The organism is Reyranella sp. (genome assembly GCF_004297265.1).
Lineage (GTDB): Bacteria > Pseudomonadota > Alphaproteobacteria > Reyranellales > Reyranellaceae > Reyranella.
The window spans coordinates 183764-206561 of sequence record NZ_SCUT01000010.1; the positions used below are offsets into that span (position 1 = coordinate 183764).

22 protein-coding genes are annotated in these 22798 nt (G+C 66.6%); 12 read left to right on the top strand and 10 right to left on the bottom strand.

Features of this window, described 5'->3' with window-relative positions; translation table 11 throughout:
* Positions 1–36: 36 nt before the first annotated feature.
* The 6 genes from EPO41_RS04605 to EPO41_RS04630 all read right to left on the bottom strand — a co-directional run bounded on the left by EPO41_RS04605 (position 37) and on the right by EPO41_RS04630 (position 6050).
* Positions 37–1128: a transglutaminase domain-containing protein gene (locus tag EPO41_RS04605; protein WP_296321088.1), complete on the bottom strand. Its 1092-nt coding sequence runs from the start codon at positions 1126–1128 to the stop codon at positions 37–39.
* Positions 1129–1463: 335 nt separating this feature from the next.
* A complete protein-coding gene (locus EPO41_RS04610; protein WP_296321091.1) occupies positions 1464–2180 on the bottom strand; it encodes an ABC transporter ATP-binding protein in 717 nt (238 codons plus the stop codon).
* Complete coding sequence (locus EPO41_RS04615; protein WP_296321094.1) at positions 2177–2908, bottom strand: ABC transporter ATP-binding protein; 732 nt, start codon at positions 2906–2908, stop codon at positions 2177–2179. The genes EPO41_RS04610 and EPO41_RS04615 overlap by 4 nt, the downstream gene beginning before the upstream one ends.
* Positions 2905–3903 (bottom strand): branched-chain amino acid ABC transporter permease, encoded by a 999-nt coding sequence (locus EPO41_RS04620; protein WP_296321098.1) that lies wholly within the window; start codon positions 3901–3903, stop codon positions 2905–2907. Before EPO41_RS04620 ends, EPO41_RS04615 begins: the two co-directional genes overlap by 4 nt.
* Positions 3900–4781 (bottom strand): branched-chain amino acid ABC transporter permease, encoded by an 882-nt coding sequence (locus tag EPO41_RS04625; RefSeq protein ID WP_296321102.1) that lies wholly within the window; start codon positions 4779–4781, stop codon positions 3900–3902. Before EPO41_RS04625 ends, EPO41_RS04620 begins: the two co-directional genes overlap by 4 nt.
* 15 nt (positions 4782–4796) lie before the next feature.
* A complete protein-coding gene (locus EPO41_RS04630; RefSeq protein ID WP_296321105.1) occupies positions 4797–6050 on the bottom strand; it encodes an ABC transporter substrate-binding protein in 1254 nt (417 codons plus the stop codon).
* A 73-nt stretch (positions 6051–6123) separates the two neighbouring features.
* On the opposite strand from EPO41_RS04630, the gene uraD reads away from it, so the two are divergent.
* The 5 genes from uraD to EPO41_RS04655 all read left to right on the top strand — a co-directional run bounded on the left by uraD (position 6124) and on the right by EPO41_RS04655 (position 11615).
* Complete coding sequence (uraD, locus tag EPO41_RS04635) at positions 6124–7005, top strand: 2-oxo-4-hydroxy-4-carboxy-5-ureidoimidazoline decarboxylase (RefSeq protein ID WP_296321107.1); 882 nt, start codon at positions 6124–6126, stop codon at positions 7003–7005.
* Between the two features lie 19 nt (positions 7006–7024).
* Positions 7025–8464, top strand: a complete 1440-nt coding sequence (locus EPO41_RS04640; protein ID WP_296321110.1) for an NAD-dependent succinate-semialdehyde dehydrogenase — start codon at positions 7025–7027, stop codon at positions 8462–8464.
* A 158-nt stretch (positions 8465–8622) separates the two neighbouring features.
* On the top strand, positions 8623–9597 hold the full coding sequence (locus EPO41_RS04645) for a tripartite tricarboxylate transporter substrate binding protein (protein ID WP_296321113.1): 975 nt from the start codon (positions 8623–8625) through the stop codon (positions 9595–9597).
* 46 nt (positions 9598–9643) lie between these two features.
* Complete coding sequence (locus EPO41_RS04650) at positions 9644–10624, top strand: tripartite tricarboxylate transporter substrate binding protein (RefSeq protein WP_296321116.1); 981 nt, start codon at positions 9644–9646, stop codon at positions 10622–10624.
* 4 nt (positions 10625–10628) lie between these two features.
* Entirely contained in the window at positions 10629–11615 is a 987-nt protein-coding gene (locus EPO41_RS04655) for a tripartite tricarboxylate transporter substrate binding protein (RefSeq protein WP_296321120.1), read from the top strand.
* 3 nt (positions 11616–11618) lie between these two features.
* Here the strand turns inward: EPO41_RS04655 and EPO41_RS04660 are convergent, their stop codons facing one another.
* Positions 11619–12365, bottom strand: coding sequence for an SDR family oxidoreductase (locus EPO41_RS04660; RefSeq protein WP_296321122.1), 747 nt, complete (start codon positions 12363–12365; stop codon positions 11619–11621).
* 39 nt (positions 12366–12404) lie between these two features.
* Here EPO41_RS04660 and EPO41_RS04665 point away from each other — a divergent pair, with 39 nt between their 5' ends.
* A complete protein-coding gene (locus EPO41_RS04665; protein ID WP_296321124.1) occupies positions 12405–13187 on the top strand; it encodes an alpha/beta hydrolase in 783 nt (260 codons plus the stop codon).
* Positions 13188–13276: 89 nt separating this feature from the next.
* Here the strand turns inward: EPO41_RS04665 and EPO41_RS04670 are convergent, their stop codons facing one another.
* The gene (locus tag EPO41_RS04670) at positions 13277–14473 is read right to left on the bottom strand and encodes a CaiB/BaiF CoA-transferase family protein (RefSeq protein ID WP_296321126.1); all 1197 of its coding nucleotides are present in this window, start codon (positions 14471–14473) and stop codon (positions 13277–13279) included.
* Between the two features lie 19 nt (positions 14474–14492).
* The gene (locus tag EPO41_RS04675) at positions 14493–15281 is read right to left on the bottom strand and encodes an enoyl-CoA hydratase (RefSeq protein ID WP_295141408.1); all 789 of its coding nucleotides are present in this window, start codon (positions 15279–15281) and stop codon (positions 14493–14495) included.
* 81 nt (positions 15282–15362) lie between these two features.
* Between EPO41_RS04675 and EPO41_RS04680 the strand changes: the two genes are divergently transcribed.
* The 5 genes from EPO41_RS04680 (at position 15363) to EPO41_RS04700 (ending at position 20788) form a co-directional block, all read left to right on the top strand.
* Positions 15363–16430, top strand: coding sequence for an ABC transporter ATP-binding protein (locus tag EPO41_RS04680; RefSeq protein ID WP_296321130.1), 1068 nt, complete (start codon positions 15363–15365; stop codon positions 16428–16430).
* A gap of 2 nt (positions 16431–16432) precedes the next feature.
* The gene (locus EPO41_RS04685; protein ID WP_296321133.1) at positions 16433–17494 is read left to right on the top strand and encodes an extracellular solute-binding protein; all 1062 of its coding nucleotides are present in this window, start codon (positions 16433–16435) and stop codon (positions 17492–17494) included.
* A 3-nt stretch (positions 17495–17497) separates the two neighbouring features.
* Positions 17498–18550 carry an extracellular solute-binding protein gene (locus EPO41_RS04690; RefSeq protein ID WP_296321136.1) on the top strand — a complete coding sequence of 351 codons (1053 nt, stop codon included), beginning with the start codon at positions 17498–17500 and terminating at the stop codon, positions 18548–18550.
* On the top strand, positions 18547–20226 hold the full coding sequence (locus EPO41_RS04695; protein WP_296321138.1) for an iron ABC transporter permease: 1680 nt from the start codon (positions 18547–18549) through the stop codon (positions 20224–20226). Before EPO41_RS04690 ends, EPO41_RS04695 begins: the two co-directional genes overlap by 4 nt.
* Before the next feature lie 109 nt (positions 20227–20335).
* Positions 20336–20788, top strand: coding sequence for an SH3 domain-containing protein (locus EPO41_RS04700; protein ID WP_296321141.1), 453 nt, complete (start codon positions 20336–20338; stop codon positions 20786–20788).
* A 17-nt stretch (positions 20789–20805) separates the two neighbouring features.
* On the opposite strand, the gene EPO41_RS04705 is transcribed toward EPO41_RS04700, so the two are convergent.
* The gene (locus EPO41_RS04705; RefSeq protein ID WP_296321143.1) at positions 20806–21774 is read right to left on the bottom strand and encodes an ABC transporter substrate-binding protein; all 969 of its coding nucleotides are present in this window, start codon (positions 21772–21774) and stop codon (positions 20806–20808) included.
* Positions 21775–21860: 86 nt separating this feature from the next.
* Here EPO41_RS04705 and EPO41_RS04710 point away from each other — a divergent pair, with 86 nt between their 5' ends.
* Positions 21861–22775, top strand: coding sequence for a YihY/virulence factor BrkB family protein (locus EPO41_RS04710; RefSeq protein WP_296321145.1), 915 nt, complete (start codon positions 21861–21863; stop codon positions 22773–22775).
* The last annotated feature ends 23 nt before the right edge of the window (positions 22776–22798 follow it).

Sequence of the window (22798 nt, forward strand, 5' to 3'; positions counted from 1 at the left end):
CGGAGCGGAATGCCCCGCCCGCCGCTTCAGGCCAGGCTAGGCCGTCAGTTCGCGTGCCGTGATCCGGTACTTGAACTTGTCCGGGTCGAGCGAATCCAGAAAGCCGGAGCGATTCTCGGCCTGGGGATACATCAGGAAGGCGATCGGCTCCTCCCTGGAGCCCGGCAGCTTCACATCGTGCGCGACGTTGTAGGCGAGCCAGTTGCCCTCCCAGGAACCGAACAGGGCGCGGCGGGCCGCTACGACCTTGGGATCGGTCATCGCGAGGTTGGCCGGCGGCTCTTCCAGCACGACCTTGCGCACGTCGGCCGGATCGACCGGCGTCCAGCCCGAACCGGCGAGCCAGACCTCGGCGCGGCAGTGCTGTGCCTTGGACACGACCTCCGAACCGGCGCCCAGCGCCTTGAAGCCGAACTCGGACGGCATCACGCGAATACCGTAGACGTCGCGTGCGGGCAGCCCGACCGAGCGGGCAAGGCCGACATACAGCGCGTTCAGGTCAGCGCACTTGCCGTTCAGGTTGCCGGTCCGGATCATCGTGGTGATGTCGCCGACGCCGCAACCCAGCGTCCTGGGATTGCGGAAGGTGTTCTCGACGACCCAGTCGTAGATCGCGCGGGCCTTGGCCAGGTCGCCCTGCTTGCCGCGCACGATCCCGTCGGCGGTTTCCTTTACGATTCCGTCGATCGGCAGGAAGGTGGTCGGCATCAGGTTCAGCTTGCGCTCGGCGTCGCCGAGCGGCTGGGCATTGCCCTGACCGGGCGCGACCGAGCGGTTCTGCGCCTGGACCTGAGCGACGACCTCGATCACCGGCGCCTGCTGATCGGCCGCCCATTCGACCCGGAGCATCTCCGCGCCGTACTTCGGATCGCGGACGCGTTCGGCGACGCGCGCGTTGCCGGTCCAGGTGACGCCCCCGGGACGCTGCCAGTCGGGGGCCTCGAAGGTCGGCAGCGGGATCCAGGCCTTCGTGGCGCCCGCCGTCGGCTCGACCCGCGTCGTCAGCACGTGGGTGCGCCAGCCTTTCGGCACGGGCGCGTATGTGGTGGCCTGTGCAGAGGCGAGGCGCGGCGCGAGACCGATTGCGCCGGCGGCGAGGCCGGCCTTGAGCATGTCACGACGGTTCACTTGGTGTTTCTCCCCATGGGCAAGGTCTGCCGGGGAGGGCGGTCGCCCCGTCGTCGGGAGGAGCCGGCGCCATCCCGGACCGATCCGCGTCGCACGCGACAGCGTCAGTACCGGAAGCGGCGAGAATTGCAGCCGGCCGAGGCTTGCGTCAATGCCTCAGGAACCGGGACAGGCCGGCCGGCGCGGTCTCCGACCCTGCGACCCGGCCGCATCGTGAGGCAGCATAAGCGAAACAAACAAAATAAACGAAACGAACGAAAGGAAAAACCTCTTTTCCCTTCCCCAGACGGCGATTCGGGGGCGTCGCAGCCCCTGGAACCGGGAGTCAAGTGGCTCTAGAGCCCCAGATAGGCCTGGCGGACGCGGTCATTGGTCAGCAGGTCGGCGCCCCGGCCCTCCAGCTCGATGCGGCCGTTCTCCAGCACGTAGCCGCGATCTGCGATGCGCAGAGACGCCATCACGTTCTGTTCGACCAGGAGGATGGTGAGGCCCTCCTCGTTCAGTCGGCGCACGATGCGGAACACTTCCTGCACGATGGTGGGGGCCAGTCCGAGCGAGGGTTCGTCGAACATGATGAGCCGGGGCTGGCCCATCAGGCAGCGGCCGATCGCCACCATCTGCTGCTCGCCGCCCGAGAGCGTACCGGCAGCCTGGCGCCGCCGCTCGGCGAGACGCGGGAACATCGCGAAGACCCGCTCCAGGGTCTGCTTCTCCAGCGCCCGGGCGCGCTTGGGCGTCGCACCCATCTCGAGGTTTTCCAGCACCGAGAGATTGGGGAAGACCTGCCGGCCTTCGGCGACATGCCCGACGCCCGCCTCGCAGACGCGATAGGAAGGCCAGCCGGTGATGTCGCTGCCGTCGAAGCGGACATGGCCGCGCGCCGGCTTCTCGATCCCGTGGATCGAGCGGATCAGCGAGCTCTTGCCCGCCCCGTTGGCGCCGACGATGGCCACGATCTCGCCCTGGGCGATTTCGAGCGACACGCCGGCCAGCGCCTGGGCGTCGCCATAGAAGAGCTCGAGATTCTCGACCTTCAGAAGGGCCGCGCTCATGCGGGCTCCGCCTCGCCTAGATAGACGTCGAGCACGGCCTGGTGGCGGGCGATTTCGGCCGGGGTGCCTTCGGCGATCTTCTCGCCGTAGCTGACCACGACGATGTTGGAGGCCAGCGCCATGACGGCCCGCATCACATGCTCGATCAGCAGGATGGTAAGGCCGGTCCGCCTGTTCAGCTCCTGCAGGAACGTCACCATGACGTCGATCTCGGTGGGCCGCAGCCCCGCCATCACCTCGTCCAGCAGCAGCAGCTTCGGTTCGGTGGCGAGCGCGCGCGCGACCTCGAGGCGCTTGCGATCGGGCAGGGTGAGGCTCTCGGCCGCCTGGTGCCGGCGATCGTGCAGGCCGAGCTGCATCAGTATGTCGGCGGCATAGGCGCGGGCGTCGGGAAGGGTTGGCCGGCGGTGCAGGGCACCGACCGTGACGTTCTCCAGCACGCTCAGCCCCTTGAACGGCTTCACGATCTGGAAGGTGCGGCCGACGCCCGCGTCGCAGACGAGGTCGGGCCGCAGGCCGGAGATCTGCCGCCCGTCGAGGCGCACGCTGCCGGAGTCGGGCCTGTAGACGCCCGCAATCATGTTGAAGATCGTGGTCTTGCCCGCGCCGTTGGGCCCGATCAGGGCGTTGATGGCGCCGCCGGGCACTTCGAACGAGACGGCGTGCACCGCACGGAGGCCGCGGAAGCTCTTGGCGATCCCGTCGAGTTCGAGCCGCGCGCCGCTCATCGCCGCTTCTCCCCGAAGCCGAAGCGCTCGGCGATCCACGGCCAGACGCCGGCCGGGCGGTACATCACGATCACCAGCAGGGCGAGGCCGTAGAAGATCTGCTTCAGGCCGGAGATGTGGAAGACCTCGCTCAGGTCGGTAAAGATCTCGCCGAGGCCGGTCAGGACCACCGCGCCGACGATGGGTCCGAACAGCGTGCCCAGCCCGCCGATGATCGGGGCCAGCGTGAACTCGATGGAGCGGCCCATGGCGAAGGCCGTCTCCGGGAAGAGGTTGTTGTAGTAGAAGGCGTTCCAGACGCCGGCCAGCGCCGTCAGCGCCGCCGAGATCACGATCGCAATCATCTTGCAGCGCAGGACCGGGACGCCCACCGCCTGGGCCGCTTCCGGGTCTTCGCGGATGGCGAGCCAGTAGCGGCCGAGCCGGCTTTCGAGGAGGAGGCGGCAGAGGATGAAGGTGCCGGCCGCCAGCGCCAGGATCACGTAATAGAAGAGCAGCGGCCCGCCGCGAAGGTTCAGGATGTCGGAGGCGGCGTCGACCTTTAGGAAGAGGCCGCCCGACCCGCCGGCCCAGCCCCAATGATCGAAGGCAATGCGCGTGAACTCGCTGAAGGCGATGGTGAGCAGGGCGAAATAGACGCCGGCCAGCGAGAAGCGGAAGCCGAGATAGCCGACGATCGATCCCGCGGCGACGGCCGCCGCGACCGCGACGAAGACGCCGGCCCATGGGCCGATGCCGTAGTGGAAGAAGAGACCGGCGGCGATGTAGCCGCCCACACCGGCATAGAGCGCGTGGCCGAGCGAGAGCTGGCCGGCGAAGCCCATCATGATGTTCCATGCCTGGCCGACGAAGGCGAAGTAGAGGACCAGGATCAGGACGGAGAGGCCGTATTTGCCAAGCAGCGCCGGTGCCACGAGCAGGAGCACGAGAAGCGCGCCCAGGCACCACAGAGAGCGGGCCGGCACGCCCCCGGTCAGTCGTGCGAGAAGGTTCATGGGCCGCTCTTGCCGAACAGCCCCTGCGGCCGCAGCAGCAGCACCAGGATCAGGATTCCAAAGCTCACCATGCTCTTCAGTGACGGCTGCAGCAGGAGGCCCGCCACCGCCTCGCTGACGCCGATCAGCAGGCCGCCGGCCAGCGCGCCCGTCATGCTGCCGAGGCCGCCCACGATCACGATGACGAAGGCGAGCAGCGTGTACTCGGCAGCGAGGAACGGCGTCACCGGAATGATCGTGATCATCAGCGCGCCGGCGGCGCCGACGCAGGCCGCACCCACGCCGAAGGTGAAGGCGTAGAGCCGGCGGACGTCGAGGCCGACGACCAGGGCGCCCAGATTGTTGTCGGCGGCGGCGCGGATCGACTTGCCGGTGCGGGTCCGGGTGAAGAAGAGCCACAGCAGGCCCGCGATTACCACCGCGGTGAGGGCGGCATGGACGCGGACCGCATCGAAGACGAACGGGCCGAGTTCGTAGGAGTCGAACTGGGAGTCCATCTGCACGCCGCGCGCGTCGGGACCGGCGATGACCAGCGAGACGTTGACCAGGAGGATGGCGATGGCCAGCAGCAGCAGGAACTGCTGGTGCTCGGGCCGGCCGATGAAGGGCGAGATCACCGCGCGCTGAAGCACGTAGCCCGCGCCGAAGAAGATCACGGCGATCAGCGGCAGGCTCAGCATCGGCGAGACCTGCAGGTATTCGAAGCCCATCCAGGCGAGATACATGCCGACGACCATCATCTCGCCATGCGCGAAGTTGACCACGCGCATCACGCCGAAGATCACCGACAGGCCGAGCGCCATCAGCCCGTAGACCATGCCAGTCAACAGGCCCTTGGTGATCGCCTGGGCGAGCGAAAGGAGGAAGTCGGCTGTCAACGCGCTAGTCGGCCATCAGGTGCGGCGCTTGTCGTTCCACGGCGGCATCGGGAAGACCAGAGGCGCGGCGGCCGATTCGAGCGGCAGCACGACCGTGGGCTTGCGCTTGAGGTTCTCGACCGCGGTGGCCTTGATGTTGACGTTCTGGCCCTTGGAGTCGAACTGGATCGGGCCGCCCACCATGACGTGCTGGTCGATCTTGATCTTGCGCAGCGCGTCCATGAGGTCGCCGGGCTTGGTCGACTTGGCGGCGAGCCAGGCTTGGGCCGCGATCAGGATGCCCTCGAAGGTGAAGCCGCCGTTGAGGTCGAGCTGGTCGTTCGGGAACTTTGCGGCATGCCGCTTCTCAAGTGACTGCGTCATCGCCGACTTCGGATCGAGCCAGGGCACGTTCGAGATCATGTACTCGCCGTACTTGCCCATCGTCTTGAGGAAGTCCTGCTCGTAGAGGCCGGGGGCGCCCGGGTTCAGGACGCCCATCGGCTCCCAACGCTGCTTCACCATCTCCTGCACCAGGAGCTTGGCGTCGTTCAGGCGGCTGACGGGCAGCAGCAGCTCGGCCTTGGTGGCCTTCGCCTTGGCGACCTCGACCGAGAGATCCTTGGCGGCGACGTCGTAGCTGATCGTGTCGACCAGCTCGTAGGGCATGTCGAGCTTGGGGAAGAGCGCCTTGATGCCATTGATCATCGAGGTGCCGAACGTGTCGTTCACGCTCATCAGCACGGCGGTCTTGGGCGTCTTGCCCGAGACCTTGAAGATCTCCTTGTGCAGCGACAGCGCACCGGTGATGAGCATCGGTGCGGTCGGGAAGTTGCGCACCACGAACTTGTAGCCCTGCTCCGTGATCTGCGGCGCCGCCGCGATGTTCACGACCAGCGGCACGCCGCGCTGCTCGCAGACCTGGGCGATGGCAATGGTCTGGCCTGAATCGAAGGCGCCGACCAGGATATGACAGCCGGCGTCGATCGCTTTCTCGGCCTGGGTGCGGGCGACGTCCGGCTTGGTCTCGGTGTCGTAGTTCACGATGTCGAGCTTCACCGGCAACTTCATGTCGGCAAACACGTCGTTGGCCACGTCGGCGCCGCGGCGGCAGGCCTGGCCGATCTGGGCCTGCAGGCCCGAAGTCGGGAGCAGGAGGCCGACCTTGAGGTTGGCGGGAGCGCCTTGCGCAAAGGCCTGGCGCAGCGGCAGCGGGGCGCCGAGAAGGGTGGCTCCGGCGAGGGCAGTCTGTCCCAGGCGGCGACGGGTGAAGGTGTTGCGGCCGGTCATTGCGGCTCCTCCCAATGGATTTTGCTGGGCCGGACTATAGAGACGGTCCTTGGGGCATGCTAGGTCGGCCGGCATGATCCATCTGCTTGCCGACCTAAACCGCGCGGACCCTGCGGACTTCTGCGCCGCGGTCGGCGATACGTTCGAACTGGCACCCTGGGTCGCGGAGGCGGCCGCCGCCAGGCGGCCCTTCGCGACGGTTGCCGCACTGCACGAAGCAATGATGGGCGCGGTGCGCGCCGCACCGCGCGAACGGCAGCTCGACTTCCTGCGCGGCCATCCCGATCTGGCCGGCAAGGCCGCCCGCGCCGGCGACCTGACCGAGGACTCGCGGCACGAGCAGGCGAGCGTCGGTCTCGACACGCTCTCCGAGGAGGAGTTCGCGCGCTTCCATCGCCTGAACGATGCCTACCAGGAGAAGTTCGGCTTTCCCTTCATCGTCTGCGTGCGCCGCCACACGCGCGATTCGATCCTGAACCAGTTCGAGCGTCGGTTGCAGCATGACGCCGCCACCGAGTTCGCCGCCGCGTTGCAGGAGATCTTCTTCATCACGCGCCTGCGCATGGCCGCCAAGGTGGCGGGCGAGGGGCCGCTCAAGGTGAACGGCCGGCTGAGCACCCATGTGCTCGACACCCATGCCGGCCGTCCGGCAATCGGTGTCGCCATCGAGCTCTACGAATTCGCCGGCGACCGCGCCCATCGCATCGCGACCTCGGTGACGAACGCCGACGGCCGTACCGATGCACCGCTGATCGGCGGCCGGCCCCTGCCGATCGGCCGCTACGAGCTGCGTTTCGCGGTGGGTGACCATTTCCGCAGCAGGGGCATCGAGCAGGGCGACCCGCCTTTTCTCGACATCGTGCCTTTACGCTTTTCCATTGCCGAGCCGGAGGGGCATTATCACGTCCCGCTGCTCTGCACGCCGTGGAGCTATTCGACGTATCGCGGAAGTTAGAGACAACGGAGGAGAACCAATGACGAGCTACAGCGACGTATCCCTGATGATCGACGGCGCCTGGACCAAGGGCGCCAACGGCCGGACGATCCCGGTCATCAATCCGGCGACGGAAGAAGTGATCGGCCAGGTGGCCCATGCCGAGAAGGCCGATCTCGACCGCGCGCTCGAGGCCGCCGAGAAGGGCTTCCAGCAGTGGCGAAAGGTCTCGCCATTCGATCGCTACAAGATCATGCGCAAGGCCGCCGAGCTGATGCGCCAGCGCGCCGACGAGATCGCGACCATCATGACGATGGAGCAGGGCAAGCCGGTGATCGAGGCCAAGGGCGAGACCCTGCTCGCCGGCGACATCATCGACTGGATGGCCGAGGAAGGCCGCCGCACCTATGGCCGCATCGTCCCGGCGCGCTTCGAGAATGTGTTCCAGCTCGTGACCAAGGAGCCGGTCGGCCCGGTCGCCGCCTTCACCCCATGGAACTTCCCGATCAACCAGGTGGTGCGCAAGGCTTCGGCGGCGCTCGCCACGGGCTGCTCGATCATCATCAAGGGACCGGAAGACACGCCCGGCTCCTGCGCCCAGCTCATCAAGGCCTTCGTCGATGCCGGCGTGCCGGCGGGCGTGATCCAGCTCGTCTATGGCGTGCCGTCGGAGATCAGCGAGTATCTGATCCCGCATCCGATCATCAAGAAGGTGACGTTCACCGGCTCGACCCCGGTCGGCAAGCAGCTCGCTGCCCTGGCCGGCGCGCATATGAAGCGTGTCACGATGGAACTGGGCGGCCATTCGCCGGCCATCGTGTTCGAGGATGCCGACGTCGACCAGGCGGTGAACATCCTGGGCGCCAACAAGTTCCGCAACGCCGGACAGGTCTGCGTCGCACCGACCCGCTTCCTGGTACACGAGAAGGTCTATCCGGAGTTCGTCGAGAAGTTCACCGCCTACGCCAGGAACCTCAAGGTCGGCAACGGCCTCGACAAGGACACGCGCATGGGCCCGCTCGTCGCCGAGCGCCGCCTGCACGCGATCGACGGCTTCGTGAGCGATGCCATCGGCAAGGGGGCCAAGGTCCAGACCGGAGGCCAGCGCAAGGGCAACAAGGGCTACTTCTACGAACCGACCGTCCTCACCGACGTGCCGCTCGACGCCCGCATCATGAACGAGGAGCCTTTCGGTCCGCTGGCCCCGATCTCGTCGTTCAAGGATTTCGACGGCGTGATGAAGGAGGCCAACCGCCTGCCGTGGGGCCTCGCAGCCTACGCGTACACCACGAACAGCAAGACCATGACCAAGGTCGGCGCCGCCTTCGAGAGCGGCATGGTGTCGATCAACCACCATGGCCTCGCGCTGCCGGAAGTGCCGTTCGGCGGCATGAAGGACTCGGGCTACGGGTCGGAGGGCGGTATCGAGGCGCTCGAGGCCTATCTCAACACCAAGTTCATCAGCCAGCTCGGCATGTAATCCATCGCAGGCTGCAAGAACCGGGCCCTCCTCCGTTCCGTCGGAGGAGGGCTTTTTCTTTGCGAAACCTGTCGCCCTTCGGAACGGAGGGCAAACACACGCTCGCCTTTTGGCCGCGCCGACTTATACGGGTCCCGTTTCGATCGAGGAGCGTATGCATGAAGCGTAGAGATGTTCTGGCCGCTCTCGGCGGCCTTCCGGTTGCCGCCGCGCTGGGTTCCGGTGCGCGGGCGCAGGAAGCCTATCCGTCGCGGTTGGTGAAGATCCTGGTGCCGTTCGGCCCGGGCGGATCCACCGACATCATCTCGCGCCTGATCGGCAAGCAGCTCGAGACCGTGACGGGCAAGCCGTTCGTCATCGAAAACAAGCCCGGTGCCACCGGCATGATCGGCACGACGCAGGTCAAGAATGCGCCGGCCGACGGCTACACGATCCTGCTGGGCTCGACCAGCACGCTGGCTGCCAACTACAGCCTCTACAAGACGATGACCTACGAGCCGTCCGATTTCACGACGGTCGCCGTGAACGGCACGATCGGCAACTTCATGCTGGTGAAGCAGGACGCGCCGTACAAGACGGTGAAGGAGTTCGTCGAGTACGCCAAGAAGCAGCCGAAGCCGCTCTTCTCGGGTTACGGCAACGCCTCCTCGCGGGTGCCCGCCGCGCTCTTCGAGGTCACGACCGGCGTGAAGTTCGAAGAAGTGGCGTATCGCGACGCCGTCGCCTCGATCCAGGACCTCAACGCCGGCCGTGTCGACTGCGTGTTCCCCGACCAGGTGGTGGGCGAAAGCTATGTCCGCTCCGGCTATGTCCGTGCGCTGGCCGTAACCTCGAAGGAGCGGTCGGCGCTCTTCCCGGACATCCCGGCCGTCGCCGAGACCTATCCGGAGTATGTGATCATTTCCTATTCGTGCTTCTCGGTGCGCCGGGAGACCCCCGACGACATCAAGAAAAAACTGAACCGCCTGATCATGGACGCGATCTATGAGCCGGCGGTGCTGGAGAGGGTGAAGCAGCTCGGCTTCCTGCCGCCGCCGAAGGACTGGACGATCGAGCAGTGCGACGCCTTTGTGGCCAAGGAGCGCGAGGATTGGACCAAGTACATCAAGCTCGCGAAGATCGAGGCGCAATAGCGTGCGGTATTGCGCCGCCGCGGCTGGCGGCTAAGCTCCCGCCTGAATGAGTGGGATTGCACGGCGGACCCTGCTGGGGGGATTGATGGCGACCAGTGCCGGGGCGGCGGCCCCGGCGCGCGCCAGCGACTGGCCGACGCACACCGTCTCCTGGATCGTCCCGTTCCCGGCCGGCGGCGGTTCCGACATGTTTGCCCGGCCGGTGGCGGCGCGGGTGGCCGAGGCGATCGGCGAATCGGTGGTGATCGACAATCGCAGCGGCGCCGGCGGCACGGTCGGCACTGCCGTTGCCGCCCGGGCCGCGCCGGACGGCTACACGATGCTGGTGGGCGACACCGGCCTCGTCTACGCGCCGACCATCTATCCACGCGCCGGCTTCGACTTCCTGCGCGACTTCGCGCCGATCGCCGCCTTCGGCCGCGTGCCCTATGCGCTGGTGATCAATCCGGCAAAGATCGACGTCGCGAACCTCGAAGCCTTCATCGAGATGGCGAGGAAGGCGCCGGGCCGCATCGACATCGGTTCGGCGGGCCTCGGGACCGTGACGCATCTCGCCATCGGCCTCTTCGAAGGACGTGCCGGGATTAAGCTCACCCATGTTCCCTATCGGGGCGGCGCACCGATGCTGCAGGACCTGCTGGCCGGACAGATCGGCGCCGCCTTCGTGCTAGTGACGGCTGTGGCGGGCTATGTCCGATCGGGCAAGCTGAAGGCGCTGGCCGTGATCAACCGGCGCCGGGACGTGCTGCTGCCCGACGTGCCGACGGCGCACGAGGCAGGGCTGCCCGACTTCCGCATGACCACGTGGTTTGGCCTGTTCGCGCCGGTCCGCACACCCGACGCCGTGCTCGACCGCACGCACGCCGCCGTGCAGCGGGCGCTGGGTTCGGATGGGGTGAAGCGGCTGTGGGCCGAGCACGGGGCGAAGGTCGAGCTCGAAAGCCGGGCCGACTTCGCCGACTTCATAGGCCGCGAAGTCGAGCGGTGGAGCCGCATCGCCAAGGCCGCCAACGTCCAGATGGAGTGAACCGATGACGGTCTCGCGGTCTCTTTCTCGCCGGGCCGCGATGGGTGGCCTGCTGGCCGTCAGTGCCATCGTCCCCGCGCAAGCGCAGCAGTGGCGTCCGCCGCGGGCGATGAACTGGATCGTGCCGTTCCCGCCCGGCGGCTCGAACGATACCTTTGCGCGTCCCGTTGCGGCCCATGTCAGCAGGAGCCTGGGCCAGCCCGTGGTCGTGGAGAATCGCAGCGGCGCCGGCGGTACCCTGGGCGGCATGGTCGTGGCGCGCGCGCGTCCCGATGGCTGCACCCTGCTGGTCGCCAACAGCGCGCAATCCTTCGCGACCGTCGTCTACGCGGACTCGGGCTTCGACCTGCTGCGCGACTTCGCGCCCGCCAGCAATATCGCCAGGGTGCCGGTGGGTCTGGTGGTCAATCCGGCCAAGCTCGACGTCAGAGATCTCGCGGGCTTCCTTGCCGCGGCCCGCAAGGTGCCGGACACGATCAACATTGGCTCCTCGGGCCTCGGCACCATGCCGCATCTCGCCATCGAGCTGCTGCAGCGGCGCACCGGCATCAGACTGATGCATGTGCCCTATCGCGGCGGCGGCCCGGCTCTGCAGGACCTGCTGGCCGGCCAGCTCGACGCCACGTTCCAGCCGCTCAGCACCGTGGCTTCCTATGTCCAGTCCGGAAAATTGCGCGCACTCGCCGTCGCGACGACGAAGCGCGAGAGCGTGCTGCCCGACGTTCCGACTTTCGCCGAGGCCGGCGTGAAGGATTTCGAGGTCAGCACCTGGTATGGCCTGTTCGCGCCGAAGGCGACGCAAGCTGCCGCGCTCGATGCCCTGCACGCCGCCGTCCAGGCGGCACTGGCCGAGCCCGACATCAAGCGCATCTGGCAGGAGCAGGGCGCCCGCATCGACCTCGAAAGCCGCCAGGCCTTCGGCGACTTCGTAAAGGCCGAGGTCGAGCGATGGAGCGCCATCGCCCGAACCACCGGCCTCCCGATGGAGTAGGCGTCAGGTCTGCCCGCCGCCGTTCACCTGGATCATCTGGCAGTTCACGTAGGCGCCGCCGTCGGATACCAGCAGGCCGAGCACCGAGCCGATCTCGGCGGGCGTGCCCATGCGGCCAAGCGGGACCTTGGCCATCGTTTCGAGGCGATGGTGGTTCGACTCGTCATCCTCCTCGACATCGGCCGAGATCGGGCCGGGCGAGATGGCGTTCACCGTGATGCCCTTGGGACCGAACTCCTTGCCCAAGGCCTTGGTGAGGCCCCAGACGCCATGCTTGGCGACCGAGACCGGCGCGCGCCCGGCGTAGCCGTGCATCGCGTTCATGCCGGTGAAGTTGACGATGCGGCCCCAGCCTTTCTTCACCATACCCGGCAGGCAGGCCTGCGACAGCCACACGGCGGCGTCGAGATCGACCGAGATGACGCGCCGCCAGTCGGCCTCGCTCATCTCGAGAAAGGGCTTGGCCGGCCGCAGCGCCGCATTGTTCACCAGCACGTCGACCGAGCCGAACCTGGCGATCGCCTCCTGCGCCATGCGACGGCATTCTTCGGGGCTGCCGACATCGGCCATGACGACCAGCGTCTCGACGCCGAGGGCCGCGGCTTCCTTCGCCACCGACTCGCAGGCCTTGCGGTCGGAGGAGCCGTTGATCACGACGTCGTAGCCCATCCGGGCGAGCTCCAGCACACAGGCCCGGCCGATGTTGCGGCCTGCGCCGGTCACCAAAGCTGTTCTCCGCGTCGTGGCCATCTTCTATATCTCCCGCTTCATATGTTGAGAGGGCGTGACGTGGAGCTGAAGACAATTTTGCTCGGACAGCGCCCGGCGCGAGTCTGGACCGGCGGCACCGGCGAGGCAATCGTGCTGCTGCATGGAGGCTGGGCGGGGGCGGAAGCCTACTGGTCGACCGTGACCGACGATCTCGAACGCACGCATCTCGTCGTTGCGCCCGAGCTGCCGCCGATCCACTCGGCGGAGGGCTTGCCGAGCATCGGCGCCTATGCCCAGTGGCTCGCTGAGCTGCTGACGGCACTCGGCATTGAACGCGCGACCTTCGTCGGCAACTCCCTGGGCGCGACCGTCGCCTGGCGCTTCGCCGGCCAGTATCCCGAGCGCTCCACGGGCCTCGTGCTGGTCAATGGCTACCAACCGGCAGTCTATTCGAAGATGCTGCGCTGGCTCGCCGGCAGGACACCGATCCGCGCGCTTGCGCGCGGCAACCTGCAGCGCCTGCATTTCGGCCCCGAGGTCCTGCCGCTCGCCTTCCACGACCGTTCGAAGGTGCCAGCGGAGATCGCCCGGACGCTCGACAATTTCACCGCCGCCGATGCTGACCGCGTGCTCGACCTCCTTTTATCAGGCGAGGAAGCTGCACCACCCCCCAAAGGCTCGGTCCTGCTGATCTTCGGCGAAGCCGACCGCTCACCGGTCCTCGACAAGAACGGTGCTCGCAAGATGCGGCTGTCCCTGGAACAGTCGAAACTTGTGACGATTCCAGAAGCGGGCCACCTGCCGCAAATCGAGCGCCCGTCCGAATTCCTCCGAGTACTGCGCGGATTCCTGGAACGGTAGAAGCAATGGAGCGCGCCACTCAGTGGCGCTCATGCTCATCGACGAGAAAAGCGCAACTGGAGTTGCGCGCTCCGTTGACAGATCTCGTGCTAGACCGCGCCGCCAGCCTTGAGATCAGCGATGACTTTCGCGTCGTAACCCAGACCGGCCAGAACCTCGTCCGTATGCTGGCCGAGGTCTGGCGTCGGGTTGAGCGCCTTGGGCTGCGGGTAGTCGGAGAGGTTGATCGGCTGGCCGACCACCTTGATCTCGCCGAGCGCGGGATGATTGACCGGGCGGGCGATGCCGAGGTGCTGGACCTGCGGTTCGGCGAAGGTCTTGTCGATCGTGTTGATCGGGCCGCAGGGGACGCCCGCCTTGTTCAGCGAGTCGATCCAGTGGGCGCTGGTGTTGGTCCTGGTGACCTCGGCCAGGCGCTCGTTCAGCGCCTTGCGGTTCTGCGAGCGCAGCGCCGGGGTGGCGTGCTCGGGATGGTCGATCAGCGCCTGGGCACCCAGCGCCAGCGCCGCGCGCTTCCACATCTTGTCGCCGGCTGCGGCGATGTTGATGTAGCCGTCGCTGGTCGGGAAGACGCCGGTCGGGATGCTGGTCGGATGGTCGTTGCCGGCCTGCTTCGGCACCTCGCCCTTCATCAGCCAGCGCGAGGCCTGGAAGTCGAGCATGAAGATCTGCGCCTCGATCAGCGAGGTGTGGACCCACTGGCCCTTGCCGGTACGCTCGCGGGTGTAGAGCGCCAGCATGATCGCCTGCGCAAGCAGGAGGCCCGACGTAAGGTCGGCGATGGGAATGCCGACCCGCATCGGGCCGCGGCCGGGCTCGCCGGTGATCGACATGAGGCCGCCCATGCCTTGGGCGATCTGGTCGACGCCGGGGCGCGCGGCATCAGGGCCGCTCTGGCCGAATCCCGCGATCGAACCGTAGATGATGCGCGGGTTGATCTTCGCCACCGTGTCGTAGTCGACCTTGAGGCGGTGCTTCACGTCGGAACGGTAGTTCTCGACGATGATGTCGGCCTTTTCCGCGAGCTTCATGAAGATCGCGTGGCCCACGGGGCTCTTGAGGTTGAGCGTCATCGACCTCTTGTTGCGGTGCAGGTTCTGGAAGTCGAAGCCGTGGCGCGCGCCGCCCATCGAATCGTTGCTCTTGCCGCCCTCGGAGGGCGGCGGCGGCGGTTCGATCTTGATGACATGTGCGCCCCAGTCGGCGAGCTGGCGCACGGCGGTCGGGCCGGCGCGATGCGCCGTGAGGTCGAGGACGGTGAGATGCGAAAGGGGCAGGGCGGTCATCGGCGTTTCCTCGTGTTCGTTAGCGGCCCTTGAAGACCGGCTTGCGCTTTTCCATGAAGGCGCGGCGGCCCTCCTTGAAGTCCTCGCTGTCGAAACAGGCCTCGGCCATCCTGTCGAGCTTCGCGTGGTCCTGCTTCGATTCTGGCTTGGCGATCTCGCGCGCCGCAGCCTTCGCGAGCGCGATCGTGAGCGGCGCGTTCTGCGCAATGGCGCCGGTGATGCCGTCGACCATGGCGTCCAGTTCGGCATCGGCGGCGACGCCGTGCACCAGGCCCATGTCGTAGGCTTCCTTGGAGGAGTACTGCTTGGCGGTGAAGAGGAATTCCATGGCGCGCGGCAGCCCGACGATGCGCGAGAAGCGCTCGATGCGCAGGAAGCCGTAGCCGAGGCCGAGCTTGGCGGCCGGCACGCCGAAGCGCGCGCCCTCGTTGCAGTAGCGCAGGTCGCAGCAGGCCGCGAGGTTCATGCCGCCGCCGATGCAATAGCCGGTGATCTTGGCGATGGTCGGCTTGGGAAAGTCGTAGAGCGCCTCGTAGCCTTCCTTGGAAATGGCGTCGTAGCGCACCTGGGCTTCGGCATTGGCGCGTTCGCTTTCGAACTTCGAGATGTCGGCGCCGGACACGAAGGCCTTGCCGCCGCTGCCGCTGACCACGAGGCAGCGGATCTCCGGGTCCTGGGCGAAGTCCTTCAGGATGCTGACGAAGCCGTCCCACATGTCGAGCGAGACCGCATTGAGCTTCGCCGGGTTGTTGAAGACGACGTGACCGACGGCGCCCTCTCGGCGGCCGATGATTTTCTGTTCCTGCATACCGGGAATCCTTCCAATGAGGCGGCGAATATAGCCTGTGCCCGCCGATTTGAATAAGGTGAGAAGCAACAGGGAGGAACCGTGGCCTCAGTAGAACTGAAGGGCCTTTCCAAGCACTACGGCGCTGCCGTCGCTGTCGACGACGTGTCTCTGCGCGTGGAGCATGGCCAGCTCGTCTGCCTGCTGGGCCCGTCCGGGTGCGGAAAGACCACGACCCTGCGGTTGATCGCCGGGTTCATCGAGCCTTCGGCAGGCGAAATCGAGGTGGGCGGCAAGGTCCTGTCCTCGCCTTCGCGCACGGTGCCGCCCGAAGGCCGCAAGATGTCGATGATCTTCCAGAGCTACGCGCTCTGGCCGCACATGACCGTGGCCGAGAACGTCGCGTACGGGCTCAAGATCCGGAAGCTCGACCGCGCCACGATCGATTCGAAGCTCAAAGCCATCCTTTCGACAGCGCGCCTCGAGGCGCTGGCCGAGCGCTATCCCGGCGAGTTGTCGGGCGGCCAGCAGCAGAGGGTGTCGCTGGCGCGCGCGCTGGTGGTGGAGCCCGAGACCCTGCTGCTCGACGAGCCGCTGTCCAACCTCGACGCCAACCTGCGCGAGGAGATGCGCTTCGAGATCCGCCGGCTGCACGATCAGTATCGCTACACGACAGTCTACGTGACCCACGACCAGGCCGAGGCCATGACCACGGCTGACCTGATCGCCGTCATGAACAAGGGCAAGGTGGAGCAGCTCGGGCCGCCGGAAGAGATCTACGCACGCCCGCGCTCGGAATTCGTGGCCCGCTTCATCGGCGGCTCTAACGTGCTCGCAGCAAAGGCAATCGACGACAGCCGTATCTCCGTGGCCGGCAGTGTCCTGCGCACGATCGGGCGTCCACTGGTCGCCAATCGCCCGGTCGCCGTCTCGGTGCGCCAGCACGAGATCGCCATCGCCCTCGAATCGCCGCCATCGGGGATGGAGAATCATCTGCACGGCACAGTGACGCGGCAGGTCTTCCTGGGCTCGACACGCGACTACACGGTCATGCTGGACGACGCGACCGAGCTGCGCGTGACGGCGCCGCCGGGGCAGAACATCGCAGCCGGCCAATCGGTCTGGCTGCACCTGCCGGCGGAACAATGCCGGGCTTTGGCGGAGGAGTGACCATGACGAGGAAGCTGACGCGACGCCGTGTGCTTGCCGCTTCGGCGGCGATGGCCGCCGGTTCGTTCATCACGCCGGTGCGTGCGGCACCGCCGGAGCCGACCAGGATCACGCCGACGCTGATCGAGGCCGCCAAGAAGGAAGGCAAGTTCTCCTGGTACACGTCGGTCGACCTGGCACTGGCCGAGAAGGTCGCCAAGGCGTTCGAGGCGAAGTATCCGGGCATCACCATGAAGGTCGAGCGCTCTGGCGCGGAGCGTAACTTCCAGCGCATCGGCCAGGAGTTCCAGAACAAGATCTACAACTGTGACGTGGTGAACAGCTCCGATGCCGCGCACCTCATCGTGTGGAAGCGTGCCAGGATGCTGGCGCCGTTCGTGCCGGAGGAGGTGGCGCAGTATTTCCCCGCGGCGCACAAGGACCCCGATGGCATGTTCGCCTCGTGGCGCATTACGCTCTGCCCGATCGCCTACAATACGAAGCTGGTTAAGGCTGAGGACGCGCCCAAGTCCTACGCTGATCTGCTCGATCCCAGGTGGATGGGCAAGATCGTCAAGGCGCACCCCGGCTACAGCGGCACCATCATGACGGCGACGCAGCAGCTCAGCCGCGACCTGGGCTGGCCGTGGTTCGAGAAGCTGGCGAAGCAGAAGGTCATGCAGGTCCAGTCGGCGACCGAGCCGCCCAAGAAGCTGGCGCAGGGCGAGCGCGCGGTGATGGCGGACGGCGGCGAATATGTCGTCGAGGAACTGAAGTCGCGCGGCGAGCCGGTCGAGATCGTCTACGCGAGCGAAGGCACGCCGCTGATCACCGGGCCCTCCGCTGTGATGGCCAATGCGCCCAATCCCAACGCCGCGCGCCTGTTCCAGGCCTGGTCGATGACCCGCGAGGCGCAGCAGCTCAACATCGACGTCGGCGCCCTACGCTCGGCGCATCCGCAGGCGGTCGATCGCGCTGACATGAAGAAGTTCGCGGACATCAAGACGCTGAAGGAAGAGGCGAACGTCGTTGCCGATCAGGCCGACGCGATCAAGGCCCAGTACGTCAAATACTTCAAGGTGTAGCCCATGCGCCGTCGTCAATTCGTTGCCGCCGCCGCGGCGTCCACCGTCCTCGCGCCGCTCGGCGCACGGGTCCTGTCCGCCGCCCCGCCGGCGACCGCCATCACGACCGAGCTCGTGGAGGCGGCCAAGAAGGAAGGCAAGGTCACCTACTACACGGCGATGGATCTCTCCGTCGCCGAGCCGATGGCGAGGGCTTTCGAGGCGAAGTATCCCGGCATCAAGGTCGCCGTCGAGCGGACGGGCGCCGAGCGGCTGTTCAACCGCATCGGCCAGGAGGTCGGCAGCAACATCCGCCGGGTCGACGTCGTCAACAGCTCCGACGCCGCACACTTCATCGTCTGGAAGCGGCAGGGCTGGCTGGAACCGTTCCTGACGCCCGACATGGCCGAGAACCTGCCGGCGAACCAGCGCGATGCCGACGGCGCCTTCGTCAACCAGCGCACGCATCTGTCGGCCATCGCCTACAACACGAAGCTGGTGAAGCCCGAGGACGCACCCAAGGGCTTCGTCGACCTGCTCGACCCGAAATACTCGGGCAAGCTGGTGAAGGGGCATCCGGGCTATTCCGGCACGATCATGACGGCGACCCAGCAGCTCGCGAAAGCGCTGGGCTGGGAGTATTTCGAGAAGCTCTCGAAGCAGAAGGTGCTGCAGGTCCAATCCGCGACAGAGCCGCCCAAGCGCATCGAGGCGGGCGAGCGCGCCATCGCCGTCGACGGCAGCGACTACCTCTTCTGGATGGCCAAGGAGCGTGGCTCGCCGATCGAGGTCGTGCATGCGGTCGAGGGTACGCCGCAGATCTCCAATCCCATGGCGATCTTCAAGGCCTCACCCAACCCCAATGCCGCGCGGCTTCTCGTCGGCTGGATCATGTCGCCCGAGGGACAGGAATTCATCGTCAAGGTGAGCGGCCAGTATCCTGCGAACAAGCTGGTCAAGGCCAAGGTCGGACGGCCGGCGCTGGCGTCGATCAAGACGCTGCCCGAGGACCCGGCCGAGGTCGAGAAGCAGGCGGACGAGATCAAGTCGCGCTACCAGCGCTACTTCAAGGTATGACGCGCAGCTTCGATCTCTCGCGGCCCGTTCTCGCCGCTGTAACCGCCCTTCTGGCGGTGATGATCGTGCTGCCGGTCGGCTGGCTGCTGGTGGTGAGCCTGACCGGCAAGGACGGCGGCATCACGCTCGCCAACTTCGGGGCGCTGTTCACCGACCCCACCTTCGTCGATCCGCTGATCACGACCTTGATCATCGCCTGCTCGGTGAGCGCGATCTGCTGCCTTGTCGCCGCACCTCTTGGCTGGCTGGTGGCGCGCACCGATATGCCGCTCGCCCGCACGATCCGCACGTTGGTCATGGCCTCGCTGGTGACGCCGCCGTTCGTCGGCGCCATCGCCTGGGAGATGCTGGCGGCGCCCAATTCGGGCCTGCTGAACCAGCTCTGGCGGATCATGACCGGCATGCCGTCCGACGAGGCGCTGTTCGACATCTACAGCCTCGGCGGCCTGATCTTCGTCATCTCCTGCTACACGTTTCCCTACGTCTTCATCCTCGTCGCGAACGCGCTCGACCGCATGCCGGGCGAACTGGAAGACGCCTCGTCCATGCTGGGCGCCAAGACCTGGCAGACCGCGCGGCTGATCACCGTGCCGCTTGCGCTGCCGGTGCTGCTGGCGGGGGCGCTGGTCGCCTTCCTGCAGGCGCTGAACCTGTTCGGCTCGCCCGCCATCCTGGCCATTCCTGCCGGCTTCCACACGCTCACCACGCGCATCTGGAGCCTGTTCCAGTTCCCGCCCAAGCCCGAGCTGGCGGCGGCGGCCTCGGTACCGCTGCTGGTGCTGACGGTGCTGCTCTTGCGCGCCCAGGCGATGGCGCTGGGACGGCGCGGCTATGCGGTGCTGGGTGGCAAGTACGGCGCACCGCGTCCCATCCGGCTGGGCTGGCTGCGCGGGCCGGCCGTCGCGCTGGCGCTATTCGTCCTCGCCATGCCGCTGTTCCTGCCTTACGCGGCGCTGTTCAACTCCGCCTTCTCGAGGGTCGCCTCGCGCATCGTCGGACCGGAGACGATCACGCTGCACAATGTGAAGTTCACCTTCCTAGAGCTCAGCTCGACGATGCCGGCGCTGAAGAATACCTTCCTGCTGGCCATCGCCTCGGCGACCTTGGGCGCGTTGCTGGCGCTGCTGATCGCCTACATCGTGGCCCGCAAGGCCGTGCGCGGCTACCGCGTGCTGGGCTTCCTCGCCACCGCGCCGCTTGCCATCCCGGGTATCGTGCTGGGTGTCGGGCTGTTCCTTGCCTATACGCGCCCGCCGCTGGCGCTCTACGGCACGTTGTGGATCCTGCTGATCGCCTTCGTCACGATCGAGCTGCCGGCCGCTTACCAGCAGCTGGGCTCGGCTTTCCATGCCGTGCATCCCGAGCTGGAGGAGGCGGGGCGCATGCTGGGAGCCACCCGTCTCAGGACCCTGGCCGATATCACCGCGCCGCTGCTGCGCTCCGCCGTGATCGCCACATGGTGCTTCATCTTCGTCGCCACCATCCGCGAACTCTCCGCGGCCGTGATCCTGTTCACGTCGGAGACGAAGGTGCTTTCGGTGCTGATCTTCGACCTGAAGGAAAGCGGCGACGTCGGCGCCATCGCGGTGCTCAGCCTCACCATGGTCGCGATCACCACGGTCGTGATAGCCGCGGCCAATCGGCTGCATGGACGGCCGCAGATACGGCCGGCCTGATCGCGGGTTGCCAAGCCGGCGACGAGAGGGCGCAATCGGCCGCGACGGCGCAGTTGGGCCAGCGCCGTGGAGCCGTGCGTCACCTCCAGCCAGGAAGGAAATCCCACGAATGTTCTTTGTGCGCTATTTCCTGATCGCTCTTCTTGTCGGAATGCTGGCGTTGGATATGTCGACGGCTTCCGCTCAGCAAATGGTCAGCGTGGCGCGCGAGGAGGTCAACGTGCGCTCTGGTCCGGGCACCAACTATTCGGCGGAGTGGGTGCTGGGCAGGGGCTTTCCCCTGAAAGTCGTCGGACGACGTGGCGACTGGCTGCAGGTCCGGGATTTCGAGAACGACAAGGGATGGATTCTTCGGCAGCTGACCGGCAGTACGCCCTATCACATCGTGAAGGTGAAAATTGCGAACGTGCGCAGCCAGCCGAGCACGAGCAGCCGGATCGTCGGCAAGGTCTCCTACGGCGACCCGGTGAAGACGCTCGAGCACAAGAGTGGCTGGGTCAAGGTTCAGCGCGACGGAGGGCTGCGAGGCTGGATCTCGCGGAAACTGCTCTGGGGCTGGTAGGTCCGGCCTTCCGATTCTCAGTCCAGAATCGCGACATCGTCGACCGTGACCGGCTTGGCGAGCAGGCCTAGCGCATCGAGCGTGCTGATCGTCGCTTCCCAGCCGGCGCGGGTCTGCTGGCCGGTGGGCGGGCCCGAGAGCTGCTGGGAGACGGTCGCCATGCTGCGATCGACGTAACGCGGCGCCAGCCGCGGGAAGAGGCGGGAGAAATGAGACGCGGCGTCGGCCGGCCGCTCCCGCACCATGTTATAGCCTTCCTGTACGGCCTCCTGGACATTCTTCGCGATCTCGCGCCTGACCGGATCGGCCCAGGCGTCGTCGTTGACGATCAGGTTGAGGCTGTAGGCCTTCACGCCGAAGTCGCTCAGGCGGATCATGGTGATGCGGCGTCCCTCGGCGATCAGCTCGGCCGGTGCCATCTCGTCGTAGTCTATCAGGGCATCGACCTTCTTCTCGATCAGGTCGTAGGCATTCCAGCTGACCGTCGTTTCCTTGATCTTGCTGCGGTCGAGCCTGTTGGCGGCAATCAGGGCGCGGAATTCCTCGTTGGTGATGCTGCCCGGCACGAGTCCCAATGTCTTGCCGTAGAGATCGCGCGGATGGGCGATGCGATCCTCGCCGCGGGTATAGATCACGGTCGGCGTCTTGGCATAATAGACGGCGAGGCTCTTAATCGACTGTCCCCTGGAGCGACCGATGGCCGTGGCGATGCCGCTCGACGAGCCGATCCAGTATGGCTTGCCCACCCCGATCATCTCCGCTGACGAGATCGCCCCCTGGGTCTCCGAGAAGGTGACCTCGAGGCCGCGGCGCTCGAAGGCGCCCATCTCGCGGGCGAGGTAGAAGCCGGCAAATGTCGGCAGCGCCTTCCAGTCGAGCAGGATATCGACCTTCTGGGGAGCGTCGGGGGCAGGCTGCGCGATTGCCGACACCGGACACAGCGCGGTAAGGGCGGCAGCGAGTATCAAGCGGCGGGAAGCGATCATGAAGGTTCCTGAATCAGCCTGCGTCCGGAGAGTAGGGGCGGACCATGTCATAAACACGTCCGGATAAGGGAGCGATTTTCGCTCTAGTGCGTTTCCCGCCGGTGGACTGCCTCACTCCGTCCGGCCGTGTCCGCCGGCTTCTCACCGAGACCGTCGTAGGGTTCATCGACGACGATGCCTTGAGCCGCGGCGCGTCCATCGCCTATTTCACGTTGTTCTCGCTGGCGCCGGTGTTGCTGCTCGTCATCGCCGTGGCGGGCCTCGTATTCGGCCAGGATGCTGCGCGAGGTGCAATCGTCGACCAACTGAGCGGTCTGATGGGCCGCGAGACGGCGGAGGCGACCCAGGCCATGATTCGCAGCGCCGGCGACCGCATGTCGGGTTTCCTGGCAACCGTCATCGGCGTCGCCGCCGTCATTCTCGCCGCCAGCGGTGTTTTCGGCGAGGTGCAGTCGACCCTGAACGCGATCTGGAAGTCGAAATCGCGGCGCTCGACCATGTCGCGCCTGCTGCGCGCACGTCTCGCCAGCTTCGGGCTGGTGATTGCGCTGGGCTTCGTGCTGATGGTCTCGCTCGCGCTCAGTGCGGCGCTGACGGCGCTGGGAAGATTCCTGCGCTACAGCTTCCCGGTCGCCGAGTTCGCGGTGCAGGTGACCGATTTCGTGATCTCGGTCGCCCTGATCTCCGGCATGTTCGCGATCATGTACAAGGTGCTGCCGGACACGCCAATCCGCTGGCGCGACGTGGCGGTCGGTGCGCTGATGGCCACCGGGCTTTTCGAAGGCGGCAAGTTCCTGATCGCGCTTTATATCGGCCAGACCGATGTGGCCTCGAGTTTCGGTGCGGCCGGTGCGCTGATCGTGCTCCTACTCTGGATCTTCTATTCGACCCTGATCTTTCTGCTGGGCGCTGAATTCACCCGGGCATGGACCCATGTCTACGGTTCGCGTTGTAACGGTCCCGCCCGCGCGTCACGCGCAGTGCCGCTACAGGTCGACTAGTTCGGGCACGCTCGCCTCGGGTG

Coding starts and splice junctions, on each gene's coding strand:
- EPO41_RS04690 (WP_296321136.1), top strand. CDS start 17,498: ATGCGCCGTCGTCAATTCGTTGCCGCCGCCGCGGCGTCCACCGTCCTC.
- EPO41_RS04610 (WP_296321091.1), bottom strand. CDS start 2,180: ATGAGCGCGGCCCTTCTGAAGGTCGAGAATCTCGAGCTCTTCTATGGC.
- EPO41_RS04695 (WP_296321138.1), top strand. CDS start 18,547: ATGACGCGCAGCTTCGATCTCTCGCGGCCCGTTCTCGCCGCTGTAACC.
- EPO41_RS04650 (WP_296321116.1), top strand. CDS start 9,644: ATGAGTGGGATTGCACGGCGGACCCTGCTGGGGGGATTGATGGCGACC.
- EPO41_RS04645 (WP_296321113.1), top strand. CDS start 8,623: ATGAAGCGTAGAGATGTTCTGGCCGCTCTCGGCGGCCTTCCGGTTGCC.
- EPO41_RS04620 (WP_296321098.1), bottom strand. CDS start 3,903: ATGAACCTTCTCGCACGACTGACCGGGGGCGTGCCGGCCCGCTCTCTG.
- EPO41_RS04655 (WP_296321120.1), top strand. CDS start 10,629: ATGACGGTCTCGCGGTCTCTTTCTCGCCGGGCCGCGATGGGTGGCCTG.
- EPO41_RS04700 (WP_296321141.1), top strand. CDS start 20,336: ATGTTCTTTGTGCGCTATTTCCTGATCGCTCTTCTTGTCGGAATGCTG.
- EPO41_RS04615 (WP_296321094.1), bottom strand. CDS start 2,908: ATGAGCGGCGCGCGGCTCGAACTCGACGGGATCGCCAAGAGCTTCCGC.
- EPO41_RS04660 (WP_296321122.1), bottom strand. CDS start 12,365: ATGGCCACGACGCGGAGAACAGCTTTGGTGACCGGCGCAGGCCGCAAC.
- EPO41_RS04630 (WP_296321105.1), bottom strand. CDS start 6,050: ATGACCGGCCGCAACACCTTCACCCGTCGCCGCCTGGGACAGACTGCC.
- EPO41_RS04675 (WP_295141408.1), bottom strand. CDS start 15,281: ATGCAGGAACAGAAAATCATCGGCCGCCGAGAGGGCGCCGTCGGTCAC.
- uraD (WP_296321107.1), top strand. CDS start 6,124: ATGATCCATCTGCTTGCCGACCTAAACCGCGCGGACCCTGCGGACTTC.
- EPO41_RS04705 (WP_296321143.1), bottom strand. CDS start 21,774: ATGATCGCTTCCCGCCGCTTGATACTCGCTGCCGCCCTTACCGCGCTG.
- EPO41_RS04685 (WP_296321133.1), top strand. CDS start 16,433: ATGACGAGGAAGCTGACGCGACGCCGTGTGCTTGCCGCTTCGGCGGCG.
- EPO41_RS04670 (WP_296321126.1), bottom strand. CDS start 14,473: ATGACCGCCCTGCCCCTTTCGCATCTCACCGTCCTCGACCTCACGGCG.
- EPO41_RS04640 (WP_296321110.1), top strand. CDS start 7,025: ATGACGAGCTACAGCGACGTATCCCTGATGATCGACGGCGCCTGGACC.